13 protein-coding genes and 2 pseudogenes are annotated in these 12,574 nt (G+C 39.6%); 3 read left to right on the top strand and 12 right to left on the bottom strand.

Annotation, left to right across the window (positions count from 1 at the left end):
- Positions 1-49: 49 nt before the first annotated feature.
- The 12 genes and pseudogenes from DXD04_RS16285 to DXD04_RS16230 form a co-directional block, all read right to left on the bottom strand.
- A pseudogene (locus tag DXD04_RS16285) lies at positions 50-499 on the bottom strand (DUF4138 domain-containing protein); the annotation flags it as partial.
- A 19-nt stretch (positions 500-518) separates the two neighbouring features.
- The gene (gene traM / locus DXD04_RS16280; protein ID WP_117674177.1) at positions 519-1,793 is read right to left on the bottom strand and encodes a conjugative transposon protein TraM; all 1,275 of its coding nucleotides are present in this window, start codon (positions 1,791-1,793) and stop codon (positions 519-521) included.
- Complete coding sequence (locus DXD04_RS16275) at positions 1,783-2,058, bottom strand: hypothetical protein (protein ID WP_117674176.1); 276 nt, start codon at positions 2,056-2,058, stop codon at positions 1,783-1,785. Before DXD04_RS16275 ends, traM begins: the two co-directional genes overlap by 11 nt.
- Before the next feature lie 4 nt (positions 2,059-2,062).
- On the bottom strand, positions 2,063-2,686 hold the full coding sequence (gene traK / locus DXD04_RS16270; protein WP_117461996.1) for a conjugative transposon protein TraK: 624 nt from the start codon (positions 2,684-2,686) through the stop codon (positions 2,063-2,065).
- Positions 2,687-2,711: 25 nt separating this feature from the next.
- Positions 2,712-3,740 (bottom strand): conjugative transposon protein TraJ, encoded by a 1,029-nt coding sequence (gene traJ / locus DXD04_RS16265; protein ID WP_117674175.1) that lies wholly within the window; start codon positions 3,738-3,740, stop codon positions 2,712-2,714.
- An 18-nt stretch (positions 3,741-3,758) separates the two neighbouring features.
- Positions 3,759-4,388 carry a DUF4141 domain-containing protein gene (locus tag DXD04_RS16260; protein WP_117674174.1) on the bottom strand — a complete coding sequence of 210 codons (630 nt, stop codon included), beginning with the start codon at positions 4,386-4,388 and terminating at the stop codon, positions 3,759-3,761.
- Positions 4,389-4,400: 12 nt separating this feature from the next.
- Positions 4,401-6,932, bottom strand: a complete 2,532-nt coding sequence (locus tag DXD04_RS16255; protein WP_117674173.1) for a TraG family conjugative transposon ATPase — start codon at positions 6,930-6,932, stop codon at positions 4,401-4,403.
- Positions 6,919-7,251: a DUF4133 domain-containing protein gene (locus DXD04_RS16250; protein WP_025018290.1), complete on the bottom strand. Its 333-nt coding sequence runs from the start codon at positions 7,249-7,251 to the stop codon at positions 6,919-6,921. Before DXD04_RS16250 ends, DXD04_RS16255 begins: the two co-directional genes overlap by 14 nt.
- 2 nt (positions 7,252-7,253) lie before the next feature.
- Positions 7,254-7,553, bottom strand: a complete 300-nt coding sequence (locus DXD04_RS16245; RefSeq protein WP_117674172.1) for a DUF4134 domain-containing protein — start codon at positions 7,551-7,553, stop codon at positions 7,254-7,256.
- Between the two features lie 20 nt (positions 7,554-7,573).
- Positions 7,574-8,203 carry a hypothetical protein gene (locus tag DXD04_RS16240; RefSeq protein ID WP_147330773.1) on the bottom strand — a complete coding sequence of 210 codons (630 nt, stop codon included), beginning with the start codon at positions 8,201-8,203 and terminating at the stop codon, positions 7,574-7,576.
- Positions 8,204-8,209: 6 nt separating this feature from the next.
- Positions 8,210-8,662 carry a DUF3408 domain-containing protein gene (locus DXD04_RS16235; RefSeq protein WP_117674170.1) on the bottom strand — a complete coding sequence of 151 codons (453 nt, stop codon included), beginning with the start codon at positions 8,660-8,662 and terminating at the stop codon, positions 8,210-8,212.
- On the bottom strand, positions 8,652-9,446 hold the full coding sequence (locus DXD04_RS16230; RefSeq protein ID WP_117674169.1) for a ParA family protein: 795 nt from the start codon (positions 9,444-9,446) through the stop codon (positions 8,652-8,654). The genes DXD04_RS16235 and DXD04_RS16230 overlap by 11 nt, the downstream gene beginning before the upstream one ends.
- Before the next feature lie 477 nt (positions 9,447-9,923).
- Between DXD04_RS16230 and DXD04_RS16225 the strand changes: the two genes are divergently transcribed.
- From DXD04_RS16225 to DXD04_RS16215, 3 genes and pseudogenes are all read left to right on the top strand, one after another.
- Complete coding sequence (locus tag DXD04_RS16225; RefSeq protein WP_117674168.1) at positions 9,924-10,316, top strand: plasmid mobilization protein; 393 nt, start codon at positions 9,924-9,926, stop codon at positions 10,314-10,316.
- On the top strand, positions 10,301-11,539 hold the full coding sequence (gene mobB, locus DXD04_RS16220) for a conjugal transfer protein MobB (protein ID WP_117674167.1): 1,239 nt from the start codon (positions 10,301-10,303) through the stop codon (positions 11,537-11,539). Before DXD04_RS16225 ends, mobB begins: the two co-directional genes overlap by 16 nt.
- 4 nt (positions 11,540-11,543) lie before the next feature.
- A pseudogene (locus tag DXD04_RS16215) lies at positions 11,544-12,524 on the top strand (YWFCY domain-containing protein); the annotation flags it as partial.
- Positions 12,525-12,574 lie beyond the last annotated feature (50 nt).

The raw sequence follows: 12,574 nt of genomic DNA, 5'->3' as shown, positions 1-12,574 counted from the left end.
TTATACCCTAATAAGCTGCCGGAAAGTGAACGGGTATGCTTCGGAATATGTAGATATCAGCTTTATTAACAGGCAGATTGTTGTTTCCCGGATAAAGAAAATCCTTCATTTCTATACTCAGTTTTTCAGGTTCTTCCGCATATCTTACATTATATGAGTAGAAACTGCCATCATCACAGATAACGGAGAGATTGCATTCTGTTTCAAAGTCACGTACTGCAGCTTTTACTCGAAGTACATTTTCTGCATCATCAGCTTGTCCGGCAATAATGTTTGACGAGCCTAAATCCACATATCTTATGGGAGCCGGAAAAATTAGATGAACAGTCTTTTCAAAAGTTACTTCAAGTCCGTATGGGAGTACCACACGTCCCTGAGGTATGGTTCTGCTCATTCCCTGAAACAAATCACCGTGTGATTTTGCTTCTGTATCCTGTGCTGATATTGTCTGTAAACCGAATGCGACACATATAGCCGCAATTAAGAATCCTTTTTTCATATTTTCTGATTTTATTGTTTTACTTGGTAGGCATCAGCATAAGTCTGTGCCCGCTTTTGAATGTTACTTTGATTGTTCTGATTTTCTTGACCAGGTAGTTGGAAGTTCCCTGCATCAGTCCTCTTGCTGCATCAGATATTATCTGGTCTTTTGCCGATGATGAGAATGTAAAGCTTGTTCCTACTGAACCGCCTACGTTTGCACCAACTTCCTTCAGTGCATCTATTTCGTCAGATCCGGGAATGAATACCCCTTCCAGACCGTCCATGTCGTATGCAGTCAGTTTCACCGGATAGATATTTTCTCCTAGTTCTATGGTTGTAACATAAAGCATCATTCTGTTACCGGACAGTTTGCTTTTTGCTGTAAGGAGTGCATTTCTTGGAATGATGTTTTCACAGATACGTACCGATTCAAGCAGTCTGAGCTGCAGAGTTTCATTGTCTCTGATTGTGGTAGTTCTATCCACTTTACAGGCTATTGTATTTTTCTGTGAATTGTCCCTATTAGCTGTAGGTGTGATAAATGACATATTCCTTTCCTTGGAGTATTCCTTTGTAAATTCTTCGTCTGTCATTGGTTGAATCAATGAAGACACAACCGGTTTTGAAGCCGGAAGCACCTCCATTGATTGGCCATTGAATGTCGAACTTATATGGCTCTTATTGGTTGTATCGCTGACAGAAGTCTGTGTATTCATATTCGTTGGCAGATACTTTGAAGCCATCTGATAGGATTTTTCAAGTAGTTCCAACTGCTTTTCTTCCTCTGATTGGCTTTCCTCCATATCTTTTAATTCCTGACGGAGATACTCCAGTTCCTCGCGCATCTGTTCCTTTTCGTAGTCATAATCATTTTCATAGAAATTGGAAACAGCTTGTGAAGCCGCTTGGTATTCACGTACGGAACGGTCTATATGACTGCTACTTTCATTATTGTTATTTACAGTAGTATTACTTTTATTGCTGTTTTCTGTATCAGGCTTATTTGTGTTTTCAGAACTATACATTTCAGCTAATGTCCCGATAGCTCTTTCCCTGTCTTTATTTTTCTTTTCATCAGAACTAAATTCGTATGCCTTTTGCTTATCGTCCGTCAGCTTGTTATCCGTAGCCTGAGGTATATTTACGTTCAGTCCGGACTGTAACGCTTCCTTTTCCTTATCTGCGTCTGTTGGCGCAAATATCAGATACATTGAAGCCAGAAAGAGGATACCAAGACCTCCGAAGACAAGAGCTTTCTTTGCCTTCTCCTTTTTTATAAGGTCAGTTCCTTTGCTTTTGTCACTGCTCATAATCTTGATTGTTTAATGGTTGGTTATTGTTATTCATAAGTTCAGGCATGTCAAGAGTATCTTCAGATATTGAGCCGTCAAACATTTCCATGAAGTCTTGTTGCTCATTTTGTCTGTCCTTTATAAAAAAGCCCATTATCATCCATAGCGATGCAAGAAAATAAAGCAGACACATGATTATAAGCACCCGTTTTCTCTGTTTGGGAGAAAGAGCTTCACACCTTTCTTTTATAGTTTCCTTAATGCCTTTTAGTATATTTCCCATGCTTTTATTTGTTTATGGTTTGTAAATCCCGGTTTTCCAATACTACGAACTTCTCAATGGTAAATCCCTGAGGGTTGTTGTCTGAACGTACAGAGTTGACAAGATTACATTCAGTTACCAATGATCTTATGGTAGTGTTGCTACTTCTGACGATGTACTGTTTGGCGAATGTCACTACCTTGTAAGGATGTGAATCAAAATTGCAGCTTATAGAATCTATCTCTATGCGCTGATGGATATTTCCGGAAATGATTCTGTTGTAATATCCTTTCTCAGCCAAATCCTTGTAATAATCATAAGAAGTCTTGTCGGTTAACATAAAGGCACGTTTCATATTGCTTTCTATGGCATCTTTGTCCGGAGCCAGTGTAAAGAACAGTTCATGAAACCTCCTTACGTGTTCTCTTGCTTCAACCGGACGGTTGGCTGCCGCATCCTGTGCCAATGCCAGTATAAGCGATTTACCGTTATCAAGTACATATATCTTTTCTCTCTGTTCCCTTGCAAATGAGAAGGAGGCAAATATAGCAATGGCAGAAATCAGCAGACATAGTCCTGCAAATACCATTACATACAGCCGTATATGCTTGAATGAAGTCTCAATATTTTTCAATGACTTAAATTCCATAATCAGAAATATTTATATTGTATCATTACTTTATAAGTGTTCCTTTTATTCTTCCGGCTATGTTTCCAACGGCTGCACCTGATGCCGCAGCAACCCCCTTACCACCTGATATCGCACCTTTGCCTGCACCTTTTGATGTATCGTTGATATTCTTACCATAATTACCAACTCCGCCACCGGCTTCGACAATCCATCCGGATACGGTTGGAACGGTAAAGAATCCAATGATTCCAATAAGCAGAAATACGATATACACCGTATTGTTCAGGTCTGGTACGAATGTCGGATCACTGAGTGCTTCAATATCCTGCTGCATCATAAGAATCTGTATCTTGGTAAGCATTGCCGAAAAAATGTCTGAAACCGGGAGCCACAGATATACTGAAATGTATCTGCTGAACCATATTGCCAGTGAACCTTGTAATCCGTCCCATGTGGCAAAGGCAAATACTATTGGTCCAAGTATTGATAGTACGACCAGAAAGAATGTTCGTATCGTATCAATGATTAGTCCGGCAGCTTCAAATATCATTTCAAGCAAGGAACGGAATCCGTCCGATATTGCTCTTTTGGTGTTGTACATAGCCCTGTCATAATACATACCGGTCATAGTAGCCAAATCCGAAGGAGACCAGCCAAGGTCATCAAGCTTTCTGTCAAATTCTTCATTGGATACTAAGTATGCAGTTTCAGGGTTACGCATCAGTGCCTCATATTCCAACTTGTCACGTTCTTCCTTATATTTTTGTAGGTCGAAAGTTTGTGATTCAACAATGGAATGGCATCCCTGAGCTATAGGCGATAACAGTCCGTTGATTGTTCCAAGTACAATAGTCGGAAAGAAAAGAATACAGAGTCCCAGTGCAAACGGTCTAAGCAAAGGGAATACGTCTATCGGTTCTGCACGTGCCAGGCTTGACCATATCCGCATGGCTATATAGAAAAGAGCACCCAGTCCGGCAAGCCCTTTTGCCACTCCGGCCATATCAGCGCAAAGTGGCATCATTTCATTATAGAGATCTCTCAGAATCTCGTGAAGATTACTTACATCCATAGTAAAGTCAGGTTAGTTTTACCAATATCTTTCCGATGCAGTACCATATAGTGATAGTACTCTTTTTGTATCTCCGGCTTTCAAGGCCCTCAAATAGCTTACGGAAATGTTCTTGTTTGTATAATAGTTTACGAGTCCTTTATATTCTTTCACGTCACGATATACACGGTCTATCACATCCATTCTTTCCTTGTCTGTCATGGAAAGTGAGGTCACGTTCACCACATCTTTAAGTTCTTTCAGACACTCGCTGCTTTCTTCAAGTAACCTGGCATAACCGAAGGCAATGGCATCCAGCTCCTTTGGAGTAAAGTTCTTGTCACTTAACATTTTCTTGTATGAGTTGACATAAATACCGGATATATCCGAAACCATTAGGATAGTCTCTTTTACCTTATAGGCATCCGACACAAGAGTCTTTACTTTTTGCAAGGCATCATAATATTCTTTGCCTTGTCTGTATATTTTCTCCACTTCACGGAAATTGTTCAGTGTATTGTTTACCGTTTTGGATGCAGTGGCAATCTCTTTGACGGTATTGGCTATGTTTCCAGCAAAATTGGTAGGATCTGTAACGACCCATTGTGCATAAACTTCATGTCCTGACAACAATAAAGTCAAAGCCATGATGATAAGTCTTGATTTCATAATTCCATTGTATTAAGTTTGACTTGATTCTTCTTTCCTGATTATCTCACGTTTCTGTTCGGCAAGCTGACGGATAGCCGTTTCTATATCACCGTTCAGTTGTTCCACTTTGTCCATTACTTCCATCTTCTCTCTTTCCTCTGTTGTGTAAGCCAGGTTCTCTTCCATACTAACTTCTGTGGCATATACGGCAGATTGAGTTCCGCCAAGTCCTATCCATACTTCCTTGTATTTTCTTTTCGGATCCAAATCCTGATTGATGGAAAGAATCTGTGAACGTTCCTTTTCCGTAAGTCCAAGAATATTCTGGATGATGTCGAACTTGTTCATGTACTTTCGCTGGTCAAGCAGAATCTTGCAGTCGGAGTTGTTGATGATACTTTCCTTGACGATAGGACTCTGAATAATGTCGTCCACTTCCTGAGTGACAACAATGGCTTCACCAAAGAACTTTCTTACTGTTTTGTAAAGATATTTTATATAATAGGCCATATTAGCTGAAGCAATAGCCTTCCATGCTTCTTCTATGAGAATCATCTTTCTGATACCTTTCAACCGGCGCATCTTGTTGATGAAGCTTTCCATGATAATGATGGTCACAACCGGGAAAAGGTCTTTGTTGTCCTTTATGGCATCAATTTCAAAGACAATGAATCTCTTGCTAAGAAGGTCAATATTTTGTTGTGAGTTCAACAGAAAGTCATATCTTCCGCCACGATAATATGGAGTGAGTGTAGTCAGCAGATTGTCTATATTGAAATCATCTTTTGATACCTTAATATCTCTGCTTTGTAATTCTACCCGATATACGTCACGCAGATATTCATAGAAGGTGTTGAAACACGGAATCAGTTTCTCGTCTTTATGTATCATCCTTATATAATTATGTATGGCTGTTCCGAGTTCATTGGATTCGGTCTTTTCTATATACTTGTCTTCACCCTTCCATAATGTCAGAATCAGTGCACATATACTTTCTTCCTTTTCAATATCGAAAACCTTGTCGTCTGTATAGAAGGGATTGAAGGAGATTGGATTCTCTTCCGTATAAGTAAAGTAAATACCGTCATTCCCTTTGGTGTTGTTCTGTATAAGTGAACAGAGTCCTTGATAAGAGTTTCCTGTATCTACCAATAGCACATGTGTTCCCTGCTCATAGTATTGTCTTATCATATGATTGGTAAAGAAACTCTTTCCGCTTCCTGACGGCCCTAGGATAAACTTGTTTCTGTTGGTTGTTATTCCTTTCTTCATGGGAAGGTCTGAAATGTCAAGATGCAAAGGCTTTCCAGACATACGGTCAGCCATCTTGATACCAAATGGTGAAAGTGAATCCTTGTAGTTCGTTTCAGCAGTGAAGAAACATAGTGCAGGTTCAATGAAAGTATAGAAACTTTCCTCTGATGGGAAATCTGCAGCATTACCCGGCATGGCAGCCCAATAGAGAGTTGCCGTATCAATGGTATTATGGCGCGGCTTGCATTCCATCATAGCCAAGGCCGAACCGACATCATTCTTGATATGCTTCAGCTGTTCACGGTCGTCACTCCATGCCAATACATTGAAATGTGCACGTATGGAAGTCAGTCCTTTTGAATGTGCAGTATTCATATATTCTTCCAACCATTCCTTGTTTATCTGATTGGCACGGCTGTATCTTGAAAGGGAGTGCATATTTCTGGCCTGACGTTCAAACTTCTTCAGGTTTTCCGCACTGTCATCAATGAAAATATACTGGTTGTATATATGGTCGCATGAAAGCAATAATCCAACGGGAGCAGCAAAAGATAGTCTGCAGTCACTTCTGTCTGTAGAAAGCCTTTCATGTCTGTAGTCAGTTACTACATGAGCCGGAAGGTCGTCCGTATCAGATAAAGTGTGCAGACAAAGAATCTTGTCACCGATACGCACTTCATCAGCTCCCAAACGTATATCTTCCAAAGAAGCATGGTTGCTTTCTGAAAGTGAAAAGTATCTGTCCAGGAGTCCCGGTTTCTCACTTGTCCCGGCTATTTCATCAGCATCGAACCGTTTGAGAGTGAAGAATCCGGATGAGTTCATTATTCTTTCAAACTGATCTACCGCTTCAAGAAAAGCATTGACTCCTTCTTTGTCTGTAATTTCTTTTGGCAGAATGTTTCCCCTGCATAGAGTGGAGAAATTACTCTGCTGCATCATCTTCTGTTTGTTGGTTTTTGTGATGAAGAGATATACCGAATGATTCAGAAAAGGTCTTTCATTAAAATGCTTTTCATAGGCTCTGCCAAGAAATGAAATATCTTCCTTTCGCAGTTCCGATTCATACCTTTCCATGATAAACCAGTCCTGTTTGTGTACAATAGTATAATTAGGCAGCACTTTTATAGACTTGTACCATGTGGAGTGCATTGCCTCATATTCATCAGAGGTGATGGTAAAAAGTTCAGGAAGTTCCATTTCAAAGGCTACCGTAATATCGGCATCCTTTGAAATGATACATCCGTTCTCTATGGCTAAAAGCGGAAACTTCTGTTCAAGTGTGGACATTTTGCTAATGTTTCTCATATCGTCTGTTGTTTAGGAATATATGAAACACCGTCTTACGGTTAATAAGGTATCTGGGATGGCCACGGACAGCACCTCTTTTCATAAGTCCGTGTTCACCGTATTTGCTGTTCATGGAGAAAGTTTGCCACACAACAACTGTGGCACCCAATACTCCCATGACAAGACAGAGAACCTGGTCCACATTACAGAGGTAAAGTATGACTGTAACCAAAAATACAGCCAGCAGTCCTCCTGCAAAGATGAAAAGGTATTGTGCTTTCAGTCCCTTGAATTCCACTGACCTCCCGATTCCCTTGTTTATTTCCCATCCGGCCATAATTACAGGAAGAATGAACGTAATATGGTTGCAGCCACAATCAGGAAGATACATGCACCGAACCATGATGCTGCAGTCTTTGATGTGTCCGGATCACCTGAACTGAACTTGTTATACACCTTTACACCTCCAATCAGTCCTACAACTGCACCAATGGCATAGATAAGTTTGGTAGCTGGATCAAAATAAGATGTAATCATCTGTGTTGCTTCTTGTATTCCGGCAAGTCCATTACCTTGAGCTCTTGTCTGCTGGACAAGCATACATGCTATGAGCAGTGTAATAATCATTTTATTCTTCATACAAATACCGTTTAAAAGGTTTATAAAAAATCTTCCAGTGAAATCTCTTCCGGCTTGTTTTTCTTTTTACGTGCCGGCTTGGGTGATTTGAGTTCTTCCTCTTCTATCATGCATATGAGTTCCTGGTTTCTTTTCTCTGCCTTTGCTTCATTCTCTTTCAGCAGTTTCAGGAAATCACTGCCATTCAGTTTTGATATGGTTTCAGAAACTTCTGCCTTTTCCTCTTCCTCAATAGAATCATTGCTGCCGACTTTTTTAAGCAAGGATATTTCCTTACTAATCAGTTCTGTTCCATTAAGTCGGATATCATCTTTTGTAACTTCGAAAAGTTCTTCCAATTCAACTTCTTCCTCGTCAACTTCGTCAATATCAGGAAAGAACTCGTTTTCCTCGCCCGTAAAATTATCGCTATTATCTACATCTTTTACGGGAGCAGGATTATTGGGTAAAACTGTAGAATATTGTGTAATATCTGTTTTTGTCCTGCCTATAACGGAAGAGGTGTTTCCTTCTTTTTGGGGAGGTTTCTTCTCACGGATAGAATCCGTATTTTCACTTACTTTCTTTCCGGTGTGCAGGAATAGCCACAGAAAAATAGCAGCTGTTCCCATCAGCACAATGGAAAGTATTAATGTCAATATTGCATCCATAATTGTTTACATATTTGGTATGGTATGTTTTCTTATATTCTTGGCTGTGGCATCATTGATTAGTGAACGGTAGTTGTTCAGATGGTCAAGCAGAATATTCTCTACGAAGGATGAAAGGCTTACACGACTGTTTGTGTCATGTAATATGTCTTTCAGTATATCCAGTGTTACACGGTTTAGCGGAAAAGATGTTCTTTTGTCGAAGGGACGGCTTACCAGGAATCTGTTCCTATATTCTTCCATGTCAGACGGATCATTCCTTTCTGCTGGCTTTTTCTTGTTGGTTGTCGACTTTTCCGGTTTCTTGTTTTCAGTTGGTTCAGTTTCCTCCTGTTTTGTTGTTTTCTCGACAGGTTTTGGATCAAAGTCATCAAGAGAAAACTCCTTGTCCATTTCCTTATAATTTCCTTCGGCCATTTGCTTTATTCTGGCTTCTAAAATTCCTTTGTTATTGTTCATATGCTTTCAGTGATAAGATTTCTATTAATTCATTGGCAAGTTCTTCAATATTACTTTCGGCAAGCTGGTCTTTTTCGGGAGCCATATAGGTGGAACGGAATACACCTCCGGTATTCATCGACAGTTCACGGCTGAACTTTACAGATCTTGGCAAACGGGTTTTAAGCAGCCCAAGTCCGTATTCCTCGATTTCCTTGTCATAGCTTTCCATTATTCTCGTATTGACTCTCCGGTCCACCTTATTCCACATCATGAATATCTGCTTTATCCTGCTTCCACTCAACATTACACCCATATCACGGATTGTAATGGCGTATGCCATGCACGAAGCTATTGACTGGAGGTCTGCTTCTATAGGTGAAATGATATAGTCCATTTCAAGGGCAAGCGAAAGCAGGTCGGAACTGTCTGAACGTCCCGGCAAATCATAGATTACAACAGAAATTTCCTCTTCCTGGTGCTCTGATATGTATTCTTCGGCTACCTTTATGGCTTCCTGAGGTTTGGCTTTCAGTACACGGTATGAACGCTTCCCTGTTTTCCTGATATATGCCTTCAATTTCTCCTGCAGAGCCGTACTTTCCTCAACAGCTTTTTTATCCCTTTCTCTAAGTCTGTAGAAACTGTGTTGTGCATAGTCACAGTCCATTATCAGCAGTTTGATATTCTTCTCATAGTAGAGATAGCTTGCAAGCACTTCGGCAATGGTACTTTTCCCGATGCCCCCTTTCTGGGAGCCGAATCCTACACGTATGTGTGTAGTTGCATCTGTTTCTGTTTTCATATCTGTAAATGTTTATATGGTTGGTAACATATTCATATCTGTATTTCTGTTTGTATGTATATCTGTATATACACATTTATATATTTGTGCATATCTGCATAAGTGTGTAAGTATGTATGTTTCCATACATCTGCAAATGTGTGTATGTGCGTAATTTTATGCACTTGTTCAGTGCGTGCAGATACTTACAACTGCAAATAAACATCTAAAAAACACAGGCTGGCGCACCTTTGAGAATACCGGGTAATATTGTGGAAAATTGCGTACAGCTTCAATGGAAGCTGTTGATAATAAACAGACTAACTTTGTAGCGAAGCAGAGTATGACTAAAAGGAATACTATCTCTGTTTTTTTATAACCTTTGGCAAGATGTGTTTTTGTCCGACAAACCGAAATTTGTCCGCCAAAAACTCTTGCCCCTGAAAAGGGGAAGATACTTGCTCCAAAGTCGCAAGTTGAATACTAAAAACAAAGATTATGCATAAGGAATCCGCTACACCGTCTTACAGATATTATGTAAGGTTGAATGAAAAAGAGAATACCGATTTTATCAGTCTGTATGAACGTTCCGGTGCCAGAACCAAGTCAGATTTTATTCGTGCACGTCTGTTTTCTCATACATTCAAGGTGATTACAACCGATAAATCCACTGTGGATTTTTACAACAGATTGACAGAAGTGAACGCGCAGATCCGAAAAATCGGACTGTTATATAACCAGACTGTACGAGCCATAAACAGCTATCATTCTGCTAAAGTGGCACATACATTATTGGAGAAACTGAATGATAATACAGCAGAGTTGCAAGGGCTTCTTGAAACTTCGATAAGTCTTGCAGAAGAGATTAGAAGTAAATGGTTGCAAAAATAAGTTCTACATCTAACCTTGGAGGGGCACTTGGTTATAACTTCCATAAAGTGGAAGCTGGAGAGGCAAAAGTTTTGCTCGTCTCAGGCATGAGTGTTGACAATAATGGCAACACCGATATGAACCGTGCCCTTGAGGATATGCAAAGGTTACTTCCTTCATCCATGAGGACAAAGAAAACCGTATTTCATGCTTCTCTGAATCCGCATCCGGACGACAAACTGAGCGATGAAGAATTACTTGATATTGCTGCATATTATATGGAGAAGATGGGATACGGCAATCAGCCTTTTATCGTTTTCAAGCATAGTGATATTGAACGGGAACATATACACATAGTTTCTCTTCGCGTGGATTCAAATGGACGGAAGATAAATGACAGCCACGAGTTCAGACGAAGCGACAAAATTCGTAAGGAGATTGAAAGAAAATGGAATCTGAATACTTGTAAAAAACAGAATATTCCAGATAGGGAGCAACTGCAAAAAGCAGATATAGACAAGGGAGATATAAGGAAACAGATTGCAGGAAATGTTTCTGCTATATTGAAGAAATACAGTTTCCAATCTGTTGGAGAATTGAATGCTGTGCTTTCTGCCTATAACATAATGGCAGAAGAAGTAAAGAAGGAACATAACGGAAAACAATATAATGGTATGGTGTATTCTGTCACAAATTCAGAAGGCAGAAAACTCTCTGTTCCTATAGATGCAGCAAAGCTTGGCCGCAAGTATGGATATAATGCTATCCATATTCATATAACACGTTCAAAGAAAGAATTTAAGAAGGTACAGCCTGATTTAAGAAACAAGGTACGTAAAGCTATGATGATGAATCCTGATAGAAAGGAGTTTGTTCAAATGCTTAAAACTGAAGGTATAGATGTGGTGTTTCGTGAAAACAATGTCGGAAGGATCTATGGTATTACCTTTATTGACCATGAAAATGGTATTGTAGCTAATGGCTCACGACTTGGAAAGGGATATGCAGCCTCAGTATTCAACGAATATTTCAATGGAAATGGAAACAATCCGTTCCTTACTGCTTTACCTAAGGATGCGCAGGTTGATCAGATTATAGAATCAGATACACCAGGTGATGATATGATTGCTGAAATGACCGGTTCACTGCTTGATGGCACATCGCATGGTATTGATTACAGAGAACTTGCGTTCCAACGCAAAATGAGAAGATTATATTCAGGTAAATTAAAACGAAAAAAATAAAGTTATGTCACAGGAAGATGATTTGAGAGGATTGGCAAAAGTTATTGACTTTATGCGTGCCATATCCATATTGTTTGTGTTGATACACTGTTATTGGTTTTGCTATGAATCATTCCGTGAATGGAATATTACTATAGGTGTTGTGGACAGAATACTGATGAACTTTCAGAAGAATACTGGACTGTTCTCTTCATTGCTATGGACCAAACTCTTTGCTGTTTTGTTCTTAGGCTTGTCATGTCTGGGCACACGTGGCGTGAAAGATGAGAAAATTACATGGAGAAACATTATAATACTCCTTGTTGTCGGTTTCATTACTTTCTTTCTTAACTGGATGCTTTTGGCTATTCCGAAAGTAGGGGCAATACTTTATATGAGTTCTCTTACTATCGGTTATATATGTTTGCTCATGGGTGGAACATGGATGAGCAGACTGCTGAAAAATAATCTTATGGATGATGTTTTCAATGTCGAGAATGAAAGTTTCATGCAGGAAACAAGATTGATGGAAAACGAATATTCAGTAAATCTTCCTACACGTTTCTACTATCAGAAGAAATGGAACAATGGTTGGATTAATGTCGTGAATCCTTTCCGAGCAACCATAGTATTGGGTACACCCGGTTCAGGAAAGTCGTATGCAGTGGTAAACAACTTCATCAAACAGCAGATTGAGAAGTCTTTTGCTATGTATATATACGATTATAAGTTCCCGGATTTGTCTGAAATAGCTTATAATCATCTTCTTAAATATGCCGACCGTTACGAGGTAAAACCAACATTCTATGTAATCAACTTTGATGATCCAAGAAGAAGCCACCGGTGTAATCCTATCAATCCCAACTTCATGACTGACATATCTGATGCATACGAATCTGCCTATACCATTATGTTGAACCTTAACCGAAGCTGGATTCAGAAACAGGGAGATTTCTTTGTTGAGTCGCCAATAATTTTGCTTGCAGCTATAATCTGGTATTTGAAGTGCGCCCATAAGGCGGTGTAATAAATATCTATTTAGCAATAGATTAGGTT

It is taken from the genome of Phocaeicola plebeius (genome assembly GCF_003437535.1).
GTDB classification, from domain to species: Bacteria; Bacteroidota; Bacteroidia; order Bacteroidales; family Bacteroidaceae; genus Phocaeicola; species Phocaeicola plebeius_A.
This window is presented reverse-complemented; position numbering and strand designations above follow the sequence as displayed.